Source organism: Agrilactobacillus fermenti (genome assembly GCF_021030645.1).
Lineage (GTDB): Bacteria > Bacillota > Bacilli > Lactobacillales > Lactobacillaceae > Agrilactobacillus > Agrilactobacillus fermenti.
This window is the reverse complement of the sequence record NZ_JACGCJ010000002.1, coordinates 107,327-127,853: the sequence shown is the minus strand read 5'-3', so window position 1 is coordinate 127,853 and position 20,527 is coordinate 107,327. Positions and strand designations below refer to the sequence as shown.

Here is a 20,527-nt window from a genome sequence, read left to right as displayed (position 1 = left end):
TTGACGTCTTTTTTAGTATATCGGACAATTAAAATGTTTTTTCAGCAAAAATTTCAATGGGTTGATGTGCAATAAAAGTATCATATAAACCTTGAACGGCGGCATCTGCATCAGCGGTACGAATCCCAAATGTGATTGAAACAGGTGAAGCTCCATGGTTGACCATGACAATTGAAACACCGGCTTGGGCAATACTTGCGGTGGCAGCTGCCATTGTGCCCACACGATCTTGAATGCCTTCACCCACAATCATGACCATCGTGTAATTATGTTGAATTTGAAAATCGTCGGGATGAATTTCAGATTCGATTTCAGCACGTATTTGTGTTTCAAGTTCAGGTGTTAATTGATTGCTGCGGATAATAATTGTCAGATCGTCAATTCCAGAAGGCATGTGTTCGTATGAAATATTTAACTTGGCAAGAATTTCCAACAGCTTTAAAGTGAATCCAACTTGTTTATTCATGAGGTATTTTCGAATATATATACCTGTAAATCCGCTGTCACTAGCAATACCAGCAACAACATCATCATGATTGATCTTTTTGTGTTCTGAGATCAGCGTACCAGGTAAGCTTGGGTGGTTCGTATTTTTTACAACAACAGGGATTTTACCTTCAATGGCTGGAATTAAGGCCTCATCATGAAAGACTGAAAAACCTGCATAGGAAAGTTCCCGCATTTCTCGAAAAGTCAAATTGGTGATTTTTTTAGGATTCGGCACAATATTTGGATTGGCTGCGTAAATGGCGTCAACATCTGTAAAATTTTCATACTCAGTGGCAGCAACTGCTCGAGCTAAAATGGCGCCAGTAACATCTGAACCGCCCCGAGAAAAAGTACAAACTTCACCAGAAGTATTATAGCCAAAAAAACCGGGAACTACGGCTACTTTTGTGCGCTGAGTCAACGTTTGAGCTAGTTTCTCATAGCTGCTGGGTAAGATTTGAGCATCATCAGGGACATCCGTGACAGTTAAGCCAATTGTTTTAGGATCTAAGTATTCAGCGGGAATCTGTTGATGATTGAAGATTGCAGCAATCAATTTAGCATTGTTATTTTCACCGGCAGCTTTAAAAGCAGCCATCTGATAAGCTCGACTTGGAAAAACTTGCGTTGCTAGTTTAGTGATGCCTTCAACGATTGGTTCTAGCGCTGTATCAGGCAGGCCAAAGTGACCGGCGATTGCTTGATAACGTTTGATGATTTTATTTTGAATGCCGGTGATATCTTCGCCCTGACTAACCGTATTGCAATATTTGATCAACAAGTCAGTAACCTTAGTATCTGTGTCTTTGCGTTTGCCAGGTGCGGAAACCACGACAATGCGTCGATTCGAATCTGACTTAATAATATCAATAACTTTTTGTATTTGAGCCCCGTTAGCAAGAGAACTGCCACCAAACTTTGCGACTTTCATCATATATGCCTCACAATATCTAATAAATATTTTGCTTATTTTTAATCTGGTTATTAGAATATCAAAAATAAAAGCATACTTCAATTCAAAATAAATATTAGGTATATCTTTAATTAAGTATTTTATTCAACGACCGATCAGCTATTTTCAACAATCAAAAAAGACCTAAACAAAAAGTTTGGTCTTTTTAACGTTCCTATTCATTAATTCATTGGCATGATTTCGAAAATCGCACCAATAATAATGCTGCCTAGAGTAACGATCAACATTGCCCAAACAACAATTCTTGTGATTCTAGAGAAGGTACTTTTTTCTTTTTTCATACGTGACCACCTTGTCGAAATTACGCTAAGTAGTTTACTATATTCATTATAATATTGCAAAAATAGATGTAAATCGTAGGAGCACAAAATTTTGAAATTAACATTATGGGGTATATTATTACCATTCATTGGTATTTTCATTGGATTCATCAGTAAGCAAGTAATACATTTTAAGCGACTACGGCAACTTAAACTGATCGATTATCTACCACCCTTCTTTCTGATTGGCAGCCAATTAATTAGTGAGGGGCAACAACAGTTATCGATTTTAGAATTTATAGTTTTGGCATTGCTAGTTTTGGCAGTCAGCTTGGCACTTTTTTTAGCTATACGTGATCGTGAGTTGATTTTACCACGATATTTCCGTATTTTTTGGCGCTTAACCTTTTTGATCAGCATAATTTGGTACTTAGTCTTTTTAATACTCATGTTATTTTAATAGAACAGAGCAGCCAAGTTTTATATTGATGCAGTAGTCGGCAGAAAATACAGGCTACTTTAAATTACAAATAAGGTGGAAATAAATTATTTCAGAAATGTGTCTCATTCAGAATTGTATTGATGTTGACCTCTAAAAGTTAGCGTGAAAAGCTAATTTTTAGAGGTCTTTATTTAGCTAGAAGGATACGTACTTTGAAGCGGCATTTTATCTGCAAGTCATGCGTTACCAACATAAAGTTAAATATTTATAATGATAGTGGTATTTTTTGACCATTGTGTGGTAGGAAGTGGGGGATTGTGGTAGACTTTATTTGTTGGTATTAAAGGGGTGAAGTGTATGCTTTTGGGCGAGTATCAGCATAATTTGGATGCTAAAGGTCGTTTGATCATTCCAGCCAAATTCAGAAAAGATCTCGGCCAAGAGTTTATACTGACACGAGGTTTAGATGGTTGCATTTTTGGCTATCCTTTATCTGAGTGGCAAAAGTTAGAGGCTAAGTTGACCCAACTGCCTTTAAATAAAAAAGATGCACGTACCTTTGTTCGTTTTTTTTATTCGGCTGCGACGGAAGCAACATTCGATAAACAGGGCCGGATCAACTTACCCCAGACACTAATCACACACGCTAAGTTAGAAAAAAGTTGTGTTTTAGTAGGGGTATCCAATCGGATAGAAATTTGGAATGCTGTTCAGTGGCAGCAGGTTGATCAACAAATGAGTGAAAACTTCGATGATATTTCGGAGAATTTAATAGATTTTGATTTATGAATTGATGGTGAATATGGCGGATTTTAAACACGTAACGGTACTACTTGAAGAAACGGTAAAAATGCTAGCTATCGATCCAGATGGTATTTATGTAGATGCGACCCTTGGTGGTGGGGGCCATACAAATTTGATTTTGCAGCAGCTTGATCAGGGTCATTTATTTGCGTTTGACCAAGACCAAGTCGCAATTGACCACGCCAAGGCACGTTTCAAGACAGCGCTGGCAAAGAATCAATTAACATTGATCCACGATAATTTTGCTAATTTACGATCAGCGTTAGCAAAGCATGAGATCACAGCAATTGATGGCATTGCCTATGATCTCGGTGTTTCATCGCCTCAATTTGATGATGCTAAGCGGGGATTTAGTTATAAACTGACAGCACCGTTAGACATGCGCATGGATACGAGCCAAGCATTGACCGCCAGAACGGTAGTTAATGAGTGGGATTTTAGTCGTTTACAAAAGATTATTGCTCGTTATGGTGAAGAAAGGTTTGCGAAGCGCATTGCTCGGGCAATTGAAAAACGCCGAGCAATTCAGCCAATCGAAACGACTACGGAATTAGCTGAAATTGTGAAGGACGCTATTCCGGCCGCCACGCGGCGAACGGGTGGCCATCCTGCTAAGCGAACGTTTCAAGCTATCCGTATTGCTGTGAACGATGAAATGGCAGTTTTAGAGAGTACTTTGAAGCAAGCTGTTACGTTACTTAAGCCAGAAGGGCGTATTGCTGTTATCACGTTTCAATCCTTAGAGGATCGAATTGTGGCGGGATACTTTAAAGATTTATCGAGAATGCCTGATCTTCCGAGAGGGTTACCAATCATACCAGATGATAAAAAGCCGATTTTAAAAATTGTGACACGTAAACCAATCTTGCCTGACCAACAGGAACAAACTGGTAATCATCGGGCACATAGCGCACGTTTACGGGTAGCTGAAAAAAACTAAACTTATGAAATGGAGTTGATTAGCAAATGGATAATGCTGCCAAAAAGAATTATGATTCATCACAAACTCAGGTTTCTAGTGAAACGCAAACTCAAGTAACGCAACAGCCTGAGGTTCAAAATATACCGCTTGAAAGTAAAGTGCCGTTTTCATTGTTCGAGCGGATAGCAATTATTTCTTGTTGTGTCATGACAGTGTTATTGATGGTTGGTCTAGTCAGCTCTAAAATTGCGCTCGCCGATTCACAGCGAACTTTACAACGGGTGAATGCTAAGGTGAGTCAAGTAAAGTCAAACAATACAGATCTAAAGCAAGAAATTGGGACATTAAACAGTTCGGATCGTTTACAATCATTTGCGAAAGCACATGGACTTTCCTTTAATGAACAAGCTGTAAGGAACGTTGCAAAATGAAAAACCCTTCTCCAAAGAAAATACATAACTACAATAAAATTAGACGGAATCGCGTCTACTTTGGCATAGTCCTACTAATGGTCGTGGTAGGGCTATTTTTCATATTTCTTGGTCGCTTTTCTTATATTGTCGCATCCGGCAAATTAAATAATATTAATTTGAAAGAACGGACCAATCTTAAGTATCAACAGGACCGACGGTTAACTGCAGTACGGGGGACGATCTATGATGCCAATCACAATGTCATCGCCGAAGATTCGAATGTTTATAATCTATATGCGGTTATCGATTCTAAATATGTTTCCAATAAGAATAAACCGCTTTATGTCAAGGACAAGGCGCATACGGCCGCAGTACTGAGTCAATATATTCCACTTAGTAAGGCTAAGATTTACGGTGTACTTAATAATCAAGATCCCAATGCATTTCAGGTAGAGTTTGGAAATGCTGGCAAAAATTTGAGTTTAGAAGTCAAAAATGAAATTGAAGCAAAGCATTTACCTGGAATCTATTTTACAAAGAGCCCCTCTAGACTTTATCCCAACGGTAATTTTGCTTCACACATTGTTGGTTTAGCTCAATTAGACAATAGCAAAAAAGCAAGTAATGGGACCCTAGTAGGGGTTATGGGGATTGAAAGTTACTTTAATAAAGTATTGACAGGTAAAAATGGTGTGCGCCGTTTCAAAACGGATTCTTATGGCTATGAATTACCAGATTCACCAGTGACGACTAAAAAACCAAAAAATGGTCAAAATATCACTTTAACTTTAGATTCTCGGCTACAATCTTATATGGAATCTACGATCAGTGATGTTTATCAACAATATGCACCTGTTAAGATGACAGCTACTTTAATGAATGCCAAAACAGGGAAAATTCTAGCTGCTACTCAGCGGCCAACATTTAATCCAGCTACAAAAGCTGGCCTTGATGGGTCTTGGCAAGACGCGTTAGTTCAAGAAGCTTATGAACCTGGTTCTGTTTTTAAATTGCTTAGTTTAAGTGCTGCAATTGATTCTGGACATTATACCCCTAATGCTTATTACCAGTCTGGGGCAGTAAATGTATCAGGAAATGTGGTGCGTGATTGGAATTATAACGGTTGGGGCAGTATTCCATTTAGCCAAGCTTTTCCTCGTTCAAGTAATGTTGGGTTTGTTAAGATTGAGCAGCAAATGGGTGCGAAAACTTGGCTGGATTATTTAAACCGCTTTGGCATTAATAAGAAAACTGGGATAACTTTACCGGGTGAAGCTTCTGGCAGTTTGGCGTTCAAACGGCCATTAGATCAAGCAATTACCTCATTTGGCCAAGGTGTGAATGTTACGGTGATGCAAATGATGCAAGCATTTTCTGCCGTTGCGAATAACGGAAAAATGGTTAAACCACAGATCGTTTCTGAAATTAGCGATCCCACAACCGGTAAGACAACCAAGACTAAAACTCAAGTTACCGGCAAACCAATTTCAAAAAATACAGCAATTTCAGTGAGAAATGCCATGAAAGATGTGATCAATCAGAGTTATGGTACCGGTCAAGTATATGCCATCCCTGGATACGATATCGGTGTTAAAACTGGGACGGCACAAATTGCGCAGAATGGGGCTTATTTAGCAGGAGATAGTAATTATATTTTCTCCGTAGTTGGCATGGCGCCAATTGACGATCCTCAGTATATTTTATACATTACGATGCAACAGCCGCAAAAAATGACAAAACCAGCTGAACAAATTCTGGCGAGTGCTTTTAATCCAATTATGAAGCGTGCTTTGGAATATAACACAGATCAAAAAGCACCTGATGTTGCTTCAATTACGATGCCGGCATTAACGGGGCAAGCTTTAACAGAAGCTGAGACTAAATTAAACCAAACCGGATTGACTTATGGTGTTGTGGGCTCAGGTGATAAAGTGGTCCAACAATTACCGCTGGCAAAGGAGAATGTGCTGGCAGGACAACGGACAGTATTACTAACAAATGGTGCAATGACGATGCCAGATGTTAAAGGCTGGTCTAAAAACGACGTGCTAAAGCTAGCTGAGATTACTGGCGTCAAAGTTAAATTTAAGGGAGATGGCTATGTCGTCAGTCAGAGTATTCCCGCAAACCATATTTTAAATACTGATTCTAAATTAGAAATTTTATTATCATCTCAGAAAACGGAATAGGAGAATTTAGGAGAAATGAATACTTTAGAGCTCGTGCTCACCTTGCTAATGGCATTTATTTTAACTGTGATCATCATGCCAAGATTGATCACATATTTTCGAAAACGTAAAGAAGGCCAAATGATTCGTGAAGAAGGGCCAAGTTGGCACGAAAAAAAATCTGGTACGCCAACAATGGGCGGCGTTGCTTTTTTGATCGTTGTTGCTGCAGTTAGTTTAGTCAGTGCTGGATTACAACATCAATTAACTCATGGTCTTTTGATTACCCTATTCATTTTGCTGCTTTATGGTGTGGTTGGTTTTCTTGATGATGGGTTAAAATTGTTTCGACATCAGAACGAAGGTTTAAAGGCTTGGCAGAAGTTTTTAGCCCAGGTTCTGGGTGGGGCCATTTTTCTATGGGTTTATTTTGCAGACCATTTGACCCGACAAATATTCATACCACTTTTAGGTAATGTTGATGCCATTTGGTTTTTTGTCCTATTTGCTTTATTCTGGTTAGTAGGATTCTCAAATGCAGTCAATTTAACAGACGGTCTAGATGGGTTAGTCGGCGGTTTAGCTATTATTGCCTTTATAACTTATGGTATTATTGCTTACCGTGATCGACGACCGGATATTTTAATTCTCATTATTGCTTTTGTTGGTAGTTTAGCTGGTTTCTTGATTTTTAATCATAAGCCCGCCAAAATATTCATGGGGGATGTCGGTTCATTAGCTATTGGAGGTGTCTTAGCGGCAATCTCAATTTTGCTGCATCGCCAATGGTCACTCCTGTTGATAGGGCTTGTCTTCGTTTTGGAAACAGCTAGTGTAATCCTACAAGTTGCATCCTTTAAGTTGACAGGCAAACGTATCTTTAGAATGACGCCGATTCATCACCATTTTGAACTTTTGGGTTGGAGTGAATGGCGCGTGGTGACCACCTTTTGGGGCGTGGGTGCACTGACTGCAATCATCTATTTATTACTATTTTTATAAGGAAGTTTGATTATGCGAAAAGTCACAAAATATCAGAATCAAAAAGTATTAGTTTTAGGGTTAGCCAAAAGTGGTGTTCATGCAGCTCAATTATTACATCGGTTGGGTGCCTTGGTAACGGTCAATGATAAGAAACCGTTTGACGAAAATCCGGATGCACAAACTTTATTAGACGAGGGTATCCGGGTCATTACTGGGGGGCACCCCCTAGAGTTATTGGATGAGGATTTTGCTTGGATGGTCAAGAATCCTGGGATTCCTTATGACAATCCAATGGTTCAAAAAGCATTGGCTAGGAAAATTCCGATTATTACTGAACCTGAACTGGCCTATGAAGTCTCTGAAGCGCCGATGATTGGTGTGACTGGAACCAATGGCAAGACGACAACTACCACGCTGATTGCTTTGATGTTAAATGAAGGTCAGCCCAAAAAACGGGCTTATTTAGCTGGCAATATTGGTATACCCGCCAGTGAAGTTGCCGAAAAAGTAACTGCTAATGATGTTATGGTCACAGAATTATCTAGTTTTCAATTGTTAGGGATTACGTCACTAAAGCCACATATTGCCGTTTTGACAAATATTTATGAAGCACATCTGGATTACCATAAAACTCGAGAAAATTACATAAAAGCGAAAATGCATATTACTAAGAATCAAACGGCTGCAGATTATTTTGTGGTTAATTGGGATACGGAAGAGTGGCAAAATCTAGCACGTCAAAGTCAGGCAACTATTGTGCCGTTTTCACGTCGAGATAAGAATGAAACTGGCGCCTATGAAAAAGACGGGATGTTATATTTCAAAACAGACAAAATCATGGCGGCTGCGGACATAAAAATTCCAGGGGAGCATAACGTCGAAAATGCGTTGGCCGCAATTGCTGTGGCTAAGATCATGGCTGTACCTAATGAACATATTATCCGCGTGTTACAGACTTTTACCGGCGTTAAACACCGGATGCAATATGTTGAGGAATGGCGTGGCGTTCGTATCTATAACGACTCTAAAGCTACAAACATCGAAGCAACTGAAGTTGCATTAAAAAGTTTTAAACAACCTATTGTATTAATTGCTGGCGGTTTAGATCGGGGCTTTACATTTGAAGCGTTAGAGCCTCTCTTAAAAGCACATGTAAAGGCTGCTGTCGTTTATGGGGAGACCAAACAACTGATGGCAGACGCCTTAAAGCATGCGGGTGTTAAAAAAATTGCTATCGTTGATAATTTGGATGAAGCCGTACCTGAAGCATTTGCACAAGTTAGATCCGGTGATATCTTACTGCTATCACCGGCCGCGGCAAGCTGGGACCAGTTCCATACATTTGAAGAACGTGGCGATCGTTTCATTGAAGATGTGAATCAATATATCGGATCGGAGCAGAAATAATTATGCGTGTGATTGTTTCCGGAGGCGGTACGGGTGGTCATATCTATCCTGCCTTAGCCCTCATTCAGCGATTGATTGAGACCAAAGAAGCGAAAAAAAGTGAAATTTTATATGTGGGCACAAAACGTGGTCTGGAAAGCCGAATTGTCCCTGAACAAGGTATTTCATTTACTTCAATTGAAATCCAAGGTTTCAGACGTTCACTAAGCTTACAAAATGCCAAAACAGTAGCGCTTTTTTTGAAAAGTATTCGGCGTTCTAAAAATTTGATTCGGGAGTTTAAGCCAGATATCGTGATTGGGACAGGCGGTTATGTTTCCAGTGCTGTGGTCTATGCTGCCGCGCGTTTACATATACCAACAGTTATTCATGAACAAAACTCAATTGCAGGTGTGACAAATAAATTTTTAGGCCATTTTGTAAATAAGATTGCTATTTCATTTCCTGATGCAGCTGCGGAATTTTCTGAAAAGAAAAAAATTGTTTTAACTGGTAATCCACGCGCACAACAAGTAGCTGGGATTCAAGCAAATGATCGGTTAACTGACTTTGGGTTGCAAAAGGACGTCCCGACGTTATTGATTTTTGGTGGCAGTCGCGGTGCTGAACCAATTAATCAAGCTTTTATCAATGCTTTCGATGATTTTGCCAAACGCGCTTACCAAGTCTTATTTGTGACTGGTAAAGTTCACTTTGATCGTGTTAAAACTGCAATTGGGTCTCGCAGCAGCGACAATATCGTGATTCAAGATTATATCGGAGATATGCCGAATATTTTAGCCGATATTACCGCAATCGTTGGTCGAGCTGGAGCCACTAGTATCGCCGAGATTACGGCCCTGGGTTTGCCATCAATATTGATCCCAAGTCCCTATGTTACGCATGATCATCAGACAAAAAATGCCGAAAGCTTGGTGAAATCCGGCGCGGCGCTGATGCTTAAAGAGGACCAACTGAGTGAGCGCAGTTTGCTCCGTAATGCAGATACGATTATGCAAGATGCCATCCTACGTAAAAGTATGATGGCTGCCTCAAAAACTTTAGGGCAACCCAATGCTGCAGATCAGTTGATCCAAGTGATGACAAATTTGGTGAAACAGACGAAATAGGTGGTGTGATCTATGGCCTTCTTTGGCAAAAAAAATAATAAAAGTGTCAAGAAAGAACCTGCAGAGTTAATAAAGCCTTGGCAGAAATATCTCGAAAAAAAAGAAGGTCAAAAACAAACCTTTGAATATCGGCCAGTCGGGAAGACATTGCCTAATCTTTCAAAGGTTCGACACACAAAACTTAAAAGAAATTTAATACTTGTTTTAGGACCGTTAGTGATACTTTTAATATTGGTATTCTATTATATTGCGCCCATTAGTAAGGTTGGCCAGGTTTTCGTTAAGGGTACAGAAATAATTCCTGAACAAACGATCATTGATCATAGTGGGATCAAAGCTTCTGATCATATTTTTAAGTTACTTTTACAAAAGCATGCGATTCAAAAAAAAATTCGGTTACAGACGCCAGGTATCAAGAATGCGACTTTACAAGTACGCCACTTTAATGATCTGACCTTTCGGGTTCAAGAGTATCAACGCGTGGGTTATTTGAATAAGCAAGGTAATTATTATAGTGTGTTAATCAATGGTGTGATTCTAAAATCAGCTGTGACAAAACCCGTCGGTAATTTACCTGTATTAGAGAATTTTACTTCTGGGAAACGATTGAATTTATTCATTAAAACTTATCGTAAATTGCCAAGTTCAATTCAAAATGATATTTCAGAGGTTCACTTAACGGGTTCGAAAATTAATCCTTATCAAATAAGGCTCTTTATGAATGACAACAATGAAGTAATCGCTGATTTACGAACAATGGGGCAAAAGCTGCCTAAATATCCAACTTATGCAAAGGCACTCAAGACAAAAGGCGTTGTCGATCTAGAAGTTGGGGCTTTTGCCTATCCATTTAAAACAAATCCTAAAAAATAAGGCTTTCTTAAAATTTTCATGGTATGGTAGAATTTGTTAAAGTATTCAAGTTAAAATAAAAGTGAATTTATGCATTTTTGTTGTGAGGGGGTTCCATTTTAATGGACAATTCAGGAATATATGTTGGTTTAGACATCGGAACCACATCAATCAAAGTGATTATTGCTGAATCTGTTCAAGGTCAACTAAATATTATTGGCGTTGGTAGTGATCGCTCAAAGGGAATGAATCGAGGCGTTGTAGTCGATATTGATCAGGTTGCCGCTTCGATTCGAAATGCGGTCCGCCAAGCTGAACAAAAGGCAAATGTAAATATTTCCGACGTTTATGCTGGAATCCCTGCGAATATGCTGAGTATTGAGCCTTGTCAAGGGATGATTGCTGTAAGTGATGAGTCAAAAGAAATTACGGATCAGGATGTTCAAAATGTTGCTGCGGCAGCATTGATCCGTAACCTGCCACCTGAACGTGAAATTGTTGACCTTGTTCCAGATGAATTTATTGTCGATGGCTTCGATGGTATTAAGGATCCGCGCGGGATGATTGGTGTGCGGTTAGAAATGCATGGTATTTTATTTACATCTCCTAAGACAGTGATTCACAATATTAAAAAAAGTATTGCGAAAGCTGGTTTAAACCTGCAAAGTCTTGTCGTGAACCCACTTGCTCTTGGCACCGTTGCCCTAACGGATGGGGAACAAGACTTTGGAACAATTCTAATGGATTTGGGCGGTGGCCAAAGTACAGCTGCTGTTATTCATGATCATAAGCTGAAATTTACGCAAGTTGATCAAGAAGGCGGCGAATATATTACCAAAGATATCTCCGTTGTTTTGAATACTTCTTTTGAAAGTGCTGAAAAGATTAAACGCGATTATGGTAACGCCAACGTTGAGGCCACCTCAAAAGAAGAAGAATTTCCGGTAGAAATTGTTGGGCAAACGGATCAAGTGCTGATCAACGAACGCTACTTATCTGAAATCATCGAAGCTCGTGTCGAACAGATCCTGACACGTTTGGGTAAAGCCTTAAATCAGGTTAAGGCTTTTGATTTGCCAGGCGGTGTCGTCATAACTGGTGGTGTCACAGCCTTACCTGGCATCGTTGACTTGGCTTCCAAGATATTTGACCGCAATGTTAAAATTTACATTCCCGATCAAATGGGATTGAGACATCCATCTTTTTCTCAAGCTTATGGGCTTGTCAATTATGTTTCTAAACTTTCTGAGGTTGATCGACTCGTACACAGCCCAATCTCTAATGCTAGCGTGAATTATACTGCGATGAGTAGGCCATCTGCAGCAAGTACTATGGATCAGTCACAATCACCGAGACCCAAACAAACTATGGCCAAACAAAAAGTTGAACCGGTTCATGAGTCAGAAGTGCCCCAACAAGAGACACCTACTCAAGCTAAGCCGGCGAAGAAAAAGAAAAATCGTACTGAAAGTATTAAGAAGTTTTTAAATAACTTCTTTGAATAACCGTCACAGATTATTGTAGGAGGAAATTCTATGGAATTCTCATTGGACTCACGGCAAGATACCGGTGCGATCATTAAGGTGATCGGCGTCGGCGGTGCTGGAGGCAACGCTGTTAATAGAATGATTGATGAAGGCGTCCAAGGCGTCGAATTTATTGTTGCAAATACGGATGTACAGGCTTTGGAAAGCTCTAAAGCTGAAACTAAGATTCAATTAGGCCCCAAATTGACGCGTGGATTGGGTGCAGGATCGAATCCTGAAATCGGTGAAAAAGCTGCTCAAGAAAGCGATGAAACAATTCAGGAGGCTCTGAAGGGTGCTGATATGATTTTTGTCACTGCCGGTATGGGTGGCGGCACTGGTACCGGTGCAGCACCAATTGTTGCTAAAACAGCTAAGGATTTAGGTGCTTTAACGGTTGGTGTGGTGACGCGACCGTTTAGTTTTGAAGGGCCAAAACGTGGTCGTAATGCAGCAGAAGGTATCGCTCAATTAAAAGAGCATGTAGATACGTTGGTGGTGATTGCTAACAATCGTCTACTCGAAACTGTTGATAAAAAGACGCCGATGTTAGAGGCTTTCCATGAAGCGGATAATATTTTGCGACAAGGGGTTCAAGGTATCTCAGATTTGATCACAGCACCAGGTTACGTGAACTTGGATTTTGCTGATGTGAAAACTGTTATGGAAAATCAAGGATCTGCTTTGATGGGTATCGGTTCAGCCACTGGTGAAAATCGCACGACAGAAGCTACTAAAAAGGCAATCTCCTCGCCTTTATTAGAAGCCTCTATTGATGGTGCAAAGCAAGTTTTACTCAATATTACTGGTGGCCCTGACTTTTCACTATTTGAAGCGCAGGATGCCTCTGGTATCGTTGCTCAAGCAGCAACAAGTGATGTTAACATTATTTTTGGTGTTTTGATCAATGAAAATCTCGGAGATGAAGTTGTTGTTACAGTTATTGCAACGGGTATTGAAGACGAACTAGGCGCTGGGCATGCTAATGGCGGTCGGACCACACAAGGTAATGGTGTATCCGGAAATCGGGTACGGCCAACGAATCAAACTAACCGGCCAACGACAAATACTGATGAACCAATCCATACAGATAAGAATCAAGTACCGCATCAAGATGCTAAAACAACCGATCCTTTTGGTAACTGGGATGTTCGTCAAGAACCAAGTAAGGGCCACAGTCGCCGACCAGATCAAGACTTTGATAATGTTGAGAAAAAAGATTTTGATATTTTCCAAAGAACTGATGAACCAATTAATGATGATGATAACGATAGTACACCACCATTTTTTAAGCGTCGCAATAAATAATAACATCTTGTTCAAGGAGGGCTTGCATGATGGGATTTGAAAAAATAAGTCGCTTTTTTGGTATGAACGATGATGATTTTAACGATTTAGGTACAAACGAAACCGAGACACCAAAATCGGCCACAGTTAAAACAGCTTATGAGACGGTGCCACCGATCAGTCAAAGCACGAGTAAGACAAATGTGAACAATAATGTTGTATCGATGGATACTGTTAAATCAAATCAAACTACTAAAATCGTTTTGTTTGAACCACGAGTTTATTCGGATGCAAAAGAAGTTGGGACGCATTTGATCAACGGGCGTGCAGTTATTGTGAATTTCACACGTATTGATGAAAAACAAGCTAAAAGAATCCTTGATTTTTTGACGGGTACAATTTTTGCAATCAAAGGTGAAGTTCAACGTGTTGGTGATTGTATTTTCTTGTGTACGCCGTCTAAATTTGAGATTGATGGTTCAATTACAGATATTATCCGCAAGACAAAAGTGGATTAATTATTCAGAAAAATTTATGAGGTGAAAAATGTCATTACTGGCACTTTTATATATCGGCGTAAAATGGATATTTGATATTTATACCTTTTTGATCGTAATTTACACATTGCTATCTTGGGTTCCTGGTGCATACAACTCTAAGCTAGGACAACTGCTTGGTCGAATAGTTGGACCATTTTTAGGTGTCTTTGACCGTATTATTCCATCAATTATGGGTATAAGTTTTTCACCTATCGTTGCGATTTTGGCACTGCAGTTCATTGAGATTGGGTTGCTCAAGTTTCTAAGTATTTTCATGGTATAGATTAGTGGGGGAATCATGGATTTAGATATTTACCAGCATTTTAGAAAAGATGAGATACCTTTTATTGATCGTATGCGTGAGTTGATTGGCATTGTTGAATCTGAATATCGTCCGGTATTGACTGAGTTTCTTGATCCACGAAAAGTTTTTATTGTCCATAACTTGCCCGCTTTTGAAGGCTTGAAGATATATGAATTTGGTGGTTTTCAGCATGCGGAACAACGCCGTTTGATTTTAGCGCCAGATTATTATCAAGCGGAAAATAAGGATTATGAGATTCAGCCGATCGAAATTCAATATCCAGAAAAGTTCGCTACTTTAAAACATGGACAAATCCTCGGAACACTGGCGAATCAAAGTGTTGATCGGCAACATTTTGGAGATATTATCACAGATGGTAGCCATTGGCAGTTTTTTGCGGATGCCAAAATGGCGGATTATATTATCACACAAATAACCAGTATTGGCAGAATTAAAGTTAGGTTAGAAAAGATTGACTTTGCAGACGTCATTTCGGCTCAGGTAGATTGGCTTGAAGAATCGTTGACTGCTAGTTCTCTACGTGTGGATACGATTGTTTCTGATGTGTTTAATATTTCCCGACAACGAGCCAAGCAAATGATTGAAGCAAAACAAGTTAAGGTTAATTGGCAGGTAATTGAAAAGCCGGATTTTGATGTTCAAATGTTGGATATACTTTCGGTTCGCCACTTTGGTCGAGTTCAATTGTTAGCAAACCAAGGTGAAACTCGAAAGGGTAAAGTTCGATTAAGTATTCGAACCTTACGGAAATGATGTGTAAAATTTTGGAGGCATAAATTATGGCGTTGACACCAATGGATATTCATAATAAAGAGTTTAATGTGAGGTTTCGTGGTTATGATCAAGATCAGGTTAATGATTTTTTGGACCAGATCATTAAAGATTATGAGGCATTGTTGCGCCACAATGAAGATTTGGAGCGTGCTTTAAAAGATAATCAGGAGAAAGTGGCTTATTTTACTGATTTAAAGGACGCCTTGAATCAATCTATTATCGTAGCTCAAGATGCAGCTGATAAGGTTAAAACAAACGCTCAGCGCGAAGCAGAGATCATTCAAGATGATGCTGAGAAACAAGCTCGACAGTTGTTGAATGAGTCCACAGATAAATCAAATCAAATTTTACAAGATGCTTCTGAAAAGGCACGTCAAATTACAATTGAAACAGATGATTTAAAGAAACAAACTCGGATTTTCCGGCAACGGCTCCAAGTTATGTTGGAGTCGCAATTGGAGATTGTTCGCAGCCCAGAGTGGAATGAACTATTAAATGATGATCAGATCGATAATAGTGACGACCAATATAATCAACAATTAAATTATAGTGAAGATACAACAACCACACAGGATGCCAACAATTATGCTAGTGGCCAAGCCGAAACACACCAGGGCCAACAACAGGACTATAATTTTGATCAGAATCAAAGTACAGATGGTCAATATTCAAACTATGATCAAAGTACAGGTACAGCTGATCAAGCCAACCCAACCAAAACCTTAACACCTGATGATATGAATGTGCCTAATCAAGATTATACTGCCGGACCAGACTATCAATTTGATGATTATAATCAGCAAGCCCAACAAGCTGATGATCAAACAGCTACCGGCTACAATCAGCCAACGCAGGGCACGAATACAGCTGCACCACAAGTTAATCCGGGAGATAGTGCACATACACAGCAACAAGATGGTAGTCCGGCCGCTCAACTGGATCCTGATTATTTTGACCAGAATCCGGAACAAAATCGGCCAACAATCATCTTTCCAGATGACCGAACAAGTGGTAAAATGAATGACAATAATCAAAAAGACACTAACGACACACATAATTAGCACATACTTAACAGCGACTCGGTAAATGGTGAAAGGCCGAGAAGTCACTGGCAATATTATATCAGTCGTTCTCGTCTTTGGTCTGAATTTTTGTAAGATCAAACGATTCATGGGCGTTATACCATGCTAAAGGGGAATTTTATTCCTGAATTTAGGTGGTACCGCGAAGATCTCGTCCTATAAATGACAAGGTCTTTTTTTATTACCAAATTTTGAGGAGGCAGTTTATGCGAGTTAAGGATACGTTAAATTTAGGCAAAACCAAGTTTCCAATGCGGGGAAATCTCCCCAACAAGGAACCTGAACGGCAAAAGGCCTGGTATGAAAACGAAGTTTATGAACAACGTCAAAAGTTGAATGAGGGGAAACCAACTTTTATACTTCATGATGGCCCGCCATTTGCCAATGGTAATATTCACATGGGGCATGCGCTGAATAAGATCAGCAAGGATATTATTGTCCGTTATAAATCCATGCACGGTTTTCGGGCACCTTATGTACCTGGCTGGGATACCCATGGTTTACCAATTGAGCAAGAATTAACCAAACAGGGCGTGGATCGCAAATCTATGTCTATGGCTGAATACCGCGAACTTTGTCGCCAATATGCGATGAGTCAGATTGACAAACAACGATCCGACTTTAAGCGTTTAGGGGTTGCTGGCGATTGGAATCATCCTTATATTACATTGCAGCATGAATATGAGGCCGAACAAATTCGCGTTTTTGGTAAGATGGCTGACAAGGGTTATATTTATAAGGGTAAAAAACCGGTTTATTGGTCGCCTTCTTCTGAATCAACTTTAGCGGAAGCTGAAATTGAATATAAAGACGTGAAGTCACCATCTATTTATGTTGCTTTTAAAGTTGTAGATGGTAAAGACTTGTTGGATACAGATACGGCCTTTATTATTTGGACAACAACGCCTTGGACAATGCCTGCTAACTTGGCTATTGCAGCAAATCCTAAGTTTAACTATATTCAAGTTGAAGCTGATGGGAAAAAATATGTCATTGCCGAATCATTGCTTGAACGCGTCAAAGAAGCATTAGGTTGGACGCATACACAAGTATTACAAACGTTCAAAGGTACTGAATTAGAGTATATGACGGCACAACATCCCTTTTATGATCGAACTTCATTGTTGATTCTTGGGAATCACGTCACTCTTGATGAAGGTACTGGATTAGTGCATACCGCTCCAGGTCATGGGACTGATGACTTCTTCGTTGGTCAAAAATATCATTTGCCACCCCTATCACCAGTCGATGAACAAGGGCGCTTTACTAAAGAAGCTCCTGGTTTTGAAGGTATGTTTTACGATGATGCTAATAAAGAAATCACTAAATTATTAGATGAAAAAGGGGCATTATTAAAACTCAGCTTCTTTACCCATAGTTATCCGCATGACTGGCGGACTAAAAAACCAGTTATTTTCCGAGCTACGACGCAATGGTTTGCTTCTGTAGCGGCCTTTAGAGACAATTTATTGAAGGCTGTTGAAGGTGTGTCTTATAAGCCTTATTGGGGTAAAACACGACTTTATAACATGATCAAAGATCGTGGAGATTGGGTCATTTCCCGGCAAAGAGCTTGGGGCGTACCGCTGCCAATTTTCTACGCTGAAAATGGTGATGCAATTATTACTGACGAAACGATCAATCATGTAGCTGATTTATTTGCCAAGTATGGTTCAAATATTTGGTTCCAACGAGAAGCAAAGGAATTATTGCCTGAGGGCTTTACTTATCCAGGTAGTCCCAATGGTAAGTTCACCAAAGAAAATGATATCATGGACGTTTGGTTTGATTCAGGTTCTTCTCATCAAGCTGTCTTGAAACAACGACCTGAATTAAGTTTTCCGGCTGATTTGTATTTAGAGGGTTCTGATCAGTATCGTGGTTGGTTTAATTCAAGTTTGATCACTTCAGTAGCTGTTACTGGCCAAGCGCCTTATCGGCAGATCCTTTCGCAAGGGTTTACCTTGGATGATAAGGGCCGCAAGATGAGTAAGTCATTAGGTAATGTGATTTCACCCAATGACGTCATCAAACAGATGGGTGCAGACATTGTTCGTTTGTGGGTTTCATCTGTTGACACTAACTCAGATGTCGCTGTTTCCATGGATATTTTCCGGCAAACATCTGAAAGCTATCGTAAAATCAGAAATACAATTCGTTTCATGCTAGCTAATACGAGTGATTATGAGCCCAAAACTGATCGAGTAGCTTATGCCGACTTAAGTTCGGTAGATCGTTATATGATGGTCCGCTTGAATCAAGTGATCAAAACTTGCTTAGATGCTTATGATCAATATGATTTTGCAACTGTCTTTAAGACGATTTCTAACTTCTTGACGAATGATCTATCTTCGTTTTACTTAGACTTTGCCAAAGACGTTGTTTATATCGAAGCTGCTGATGATATCAAACGTCGGCGCATGCAAACAGTAATGTATGATGTGGTTGTTGCTTTGACCAAATTACTGACACCAATCATCCCACATACAACTGAAGAAATCTGGAGCTTCTTAAAGGAACCTGAGGCATTTGTTCAATTGGCTGAAATGCCAGAACCAGAAATATTTGCAGATCAAGATGCTTTATTATCAGAATGGTCTAATTTTATGACCTTTAGAGATAATGTTTTAAAGGCTCTAGAAGTTGCTAGAGATAATAAGGTGATTGGTAAGTCGCTTGAAGCATATGTGACAGTTTATCCAACAACACCAGTTAAAGATTTGTTAACTACGATCGATAATGATGTGAAACAGATGCTGATTGTTTCCAAATTAACGGTAGCTGGCTCAAAATCAGAAGCACCTGCAGACGCTATGGACTTCGAAGATGTTGCCATTAAAGTTGAACATGCGCCTGGTGAAGTTTGTCAGCGCTGCCGGATGACGCGTGAGGATGTTGGTCAAGATCCACAGTTACCAAATATTTGTGCGCGCTGTGCTAAAATATTGCATGAGCATTTTGCAGATGCGGTCAAAGCAGGTTTAGAACCATAGACTTCAATGTGTGATAGCCTTAAAGGTCAAAGGTTAAGTATATTATATTGTGAAAAAATCGGTCCAATAGCCTCTGTGACCGATTTTTTTATGGCCATTTTTAAGAATAGTAGTTTATTTTCAGTTAGCTTGATTTATTTAATTAAAAATCTATGATAAACTATTCTAAACCTACTTTTAGGAAGTGCGAAAATGGACATTCAATTAATCAAGGTTCACGGTTCTGGAAATACATTTTTTCTTTTAGATACAACAAAATTACCACATCAATTGACAGAATCAGAGATTGTAACCTTAACGCAAAAATTAACGGATCATGAGAATGGCTTGCTCGGTGGAGCAGACGGATTATTATTGGTTGGCGATAGTCAAAAGAATGACGCTGTTGGACGGATGCGGGTGATTAATGCGGATGGTTCTGAAGCTAGCATGTGTGGTAATGGGTTACGGACTGTAGCACGTTACCTAGCACAAAAGAATCATGCTGAAAATTTCGAAGTCGAAACCATGTATCAAAATCTTCATGTTCAAAAAGCACAAGATTTATTTACTGGTGTTTCAGCTTTCAAAGTTGAAATTTCACCAGTTAGTTTTGCAGCGCAAGATTTAAAAATGCATTTTAAGGCTAAAGAGCAGGTTATTGATGAGGTGTTGCCTGAATTATCAGATACGTTAAAATTTACTGCGATTGCCGTGCCCAACCCGCATTTGATCAGTTTTGTGGATGAGGTAACTTTGCAAGGCCCAGAATTAGAACGTATTGCGGCTTATTTAAATGGTGAGAACCCTTACTTCCCGGAAGGGGTCAATGTTAGTTTCGTTAATTTACGTGCAAAGGACGAAATTTTTGTTCGTACTTATGAACGTGGGGTTGGTTTTACCAACGCTTGTGGCACAGCAATGTCAGCCTCTAGCTTGCTAACAGCTTACTTACATCCAGAATATGCTAATTTTAATGATACGTTGAGTGTTTATAATCCTGGTGGGATGGTCAAAACAGTGCCTCATGAAGATGGCAACCATTATTGGATTGATTTGATTGGAAATGCCACGTTCCAAGACTATATTACGCTTGATCTAAAGGCGGCATTAATGCAAGATTTTACTGATATTAAGATTCAAAAAACATCGGAGCAAAAACAGTATCTTCAGTTTATTCAAAAAGTTACAAAGTGAGG

18 protein-coding genes and 1 pseudogene are annotated in these 20,527 nt (G+C 39.5%); 17 read left to right on the top strand and 2 right to left on the bottom strand.

Annotated features, from left to right (window positions below):
* Positions 1-28: 28 nt before the first annotated feature.
* Positions 29-1,420 (bottom strand): aspartate kinase, encoded by a 1,392-nt coding sequence (locus FHQ08_RS01175; protein ID WP_230912546.1) that lies wholly within the window; start codon positions 1,418-1,420, stop codon positions 29-31.
* Between the two features lie 203 nt (positions 1,421-1,623).
* Positions 1,624-1,743 (bottom strand): DUF4044 domain-containing protein, encoded by a 120-nt coding sequence (locus tag FHQ08_RS01170; RefSeq protein WP_230912545.1) that lies wholly within the window; start codon positions 1,741-1,743, stop codon positions 1,624-1,626.
* Between the two features lie 91 nt (positions 1,744-1,834).
* Between FHQ08_RS01170 and FHQ08_RS01165 the strand changes: the two genes are divergently transcribed.
* The 17 genes and pseudogenes from FHQ08_RS01165 to dapF all read left to right on the top strand — a co-directional run bounded on the left by FHQ08_RS01165 (position 1,835) and on the right by dapF (position 20,525).
* Positions 1,835-2,182 carry a DUF3397 family protein gene (locus FHQ08_RS01165; RefSeq protein WP_230912544.1) on the top strand — a complete coding sequence of 116 codons (348 nt, stop codon included), beginning with the start codon at positions 1,835-1,837 and terminating at the stop codon, positions 2,180-2,182.
* Between the two features lie 339 nt (positions 2,183-2,521).
* Entirely contained in the window at positions 2,522-2,953 is a 432-nt protein-coding gene (gene mraZ, locus FHQ08_RS01160; protein ID WP_230912543.1) for a division/cell wall cluster transcriptional repressor MraZ, read from the top strand.
* A gap of 13 nt (positions 2,954-2,966) precedes the next feature.
* The gene (gene rsmH / locus FHQ08_RS01155; RefSeq protein ID WP_230912542.1) at positions 2,967-3,908 is read left to right on the top strand and encodes a 16S rRNA (cytosine(1402)-N(4))-methyltransferase RsmH; all 942 of its coding nucleotides are present in this window, start codon (positions 2,967-2,969) and stop codon (positions 3,906-3,908) included.
* A gap of 26 nt (positions 3,909-3,934) precedes the next feature.
* Entirely contained in the window at positions 3,935-4,321 is a 387-nt protein-coding gene (gene ftsL, locus FHQ08_RS01150; protein ID WP_230912541.1) for a cell division protein FtsL, read from the top strand.
* Entirely contained in the window at positions 4,318-6,492 is a 2,175-nt protein-coding gene (locus FHQ08_RS01145; RefSeq protein WP_230912540.1) for a penicillin-binding protein, read from the top strand. The genes ftsL and FHQ08_RS01145 overlap by 4 nt, the downstream gene beginning before the upstream one ends.
* Positions 6,493-6,507: 15 nt before the next feature.
* Positions 6,508-7,473 (top strand): phospho-N-acetylmuramoyl-pentapeptide-transferase, encoded by a 966-nt coding sequence (gene mraY, locus FHQ08_RS01140; RefSeq protein WP_230912539.1) that lies wholly within the window; start codon positions 6,508-6,510, stop codon positions 7,471-7,473.
* Positions 7,474-7,485: 12 nt separating this feature from the next.
* Positions 7,486-8,862: a UDP-N-acetylmuramoyl-L-alanine--D-glutamate ligase gene (gene murD, locus FHQ08_RS01135; RefSeq protein WP_230912538.1), complete on the top strand. Its 1,377-nt coding sequence runs from the start codon at positions 7,486-7,488 to the stop codon at positions 8,860-8,862.
* A gap of 2 nt (positions 8,863-8,864) precedes the next feature.
* On the top strand, positions 8,865-9,971 hold the full coding sequence (gene murG, locus FHQ08_RS01130; RefSeq protein ID WP_230912537.1) for an undecaprenyldiphospho-muramoylpentapeptide beta-N-acetylglucosaminyltransferase: 1,107 nt from the start codon (positions 8,865-8,867) through the stop codon (positions 9,969-9,971).
* A gap of 12 nt (positions 9,972-9,983) precedes the next feature.
* Positions 9,984-10,844, top strand: coding sequence for a cell division protein FtsQ/DivIB (locus FHQ08_RS01125; protein ID WP_230912536.1), 861 nt, complete (start codon positions 9,984-9,986; stop codon positions 10,842-10,844).
* A gap of 101 nt (positions 10,845-10,945) precedes the next feature.
* Positions 10,946-12,328 (top strand): cell division protein FtsA, encoded by a 1,383-nt coding sequence (ftsA, locus tag FHQ08_RS01120; protein ID WP_230912535.1) that lies wholly within the window; start codon positions 10,946-10,948, stop codon positions 12,326-12,328.
* Between the two features lie 30 nt (positions 12,329-12,358).
* Positions 12,359-13,318, top strand: a pseudogene (gene ftsZ, locus FHQ08_RS01115) (cell division protein FtsZ); the annotation flags it as partial.
* Between the two features lie 368 nt (positions 13,319-13,686).
* Entirely contained in the window at positions 13,687-14,154 is a 468-nt protein-coding gene (locus FHQ08_RS01110; RefSeq protein ID WP_230912555.1) for a cell division protein SepF, read from the top strand.
* A 28-nt stretch (positions 14,155-14,182) separates the two neighbouring features.
* Complete coding sequence (locus tag FHQ08_RS01105; RefSeq protein WP_230912533.1) at positions 14,183-14,458, top strand: YggT family protein; 276 nt, start codon at positions 14,183-14,185, stop codon at positions 14,456-14,458.
* 15 nt (positions 14,459-14,473) lie between these two features.
* Positions 14,474-15,253 carry a YlmH family RNA-binding protein gene (locus tag FHQ08_RS01100; protein WP_230912532.1) on the top strand — a complete coding sequence of 260 codons (780 nt, stop codon included), beginning with the start codon at positions 14,474-14,476 and terminating at the stop codon, positions 15,251-15,253.
* Positions 15,254-15,279: 26 nt separating this feature from the next.
* A complete protein-coding gene (locus tag FHQ08_RS13270) occupies positions 15,280-16,335 on the top strand; it encodes a DivIVA domain-containing protein (protein WP_407929103.1) in 1,056 nt (351 codons plus the stop codon).
* A gap of 227 nt (positions 16,336-16,562) precedes the next feature.
* A complete protein-coding gene (gene ileS / locus FHQ08_RS01090; protein ID WP_230912531.1) occupies positions 16,563-19,349 on the top strand; it encodes an isoleucine--tRNA ligase in 2,787 nt (928 codons plus the stop codon).
* Positions 19,350-19,541: 192 nt separating this feature from the next.
* Positions 19,542-20,525: a diaminopimelate epimerase gene (gene dapF, locus FHQ08_RS01085; protein WP_230912530.1), complete on the top strand. Its 984-nt coding sequence runs from the start codon at positions 19,542-19,544 to the stop codon at positions 20,523-20,525.
* Positions 20,526-20,527 lie beyond the last annotated feature (2 nt).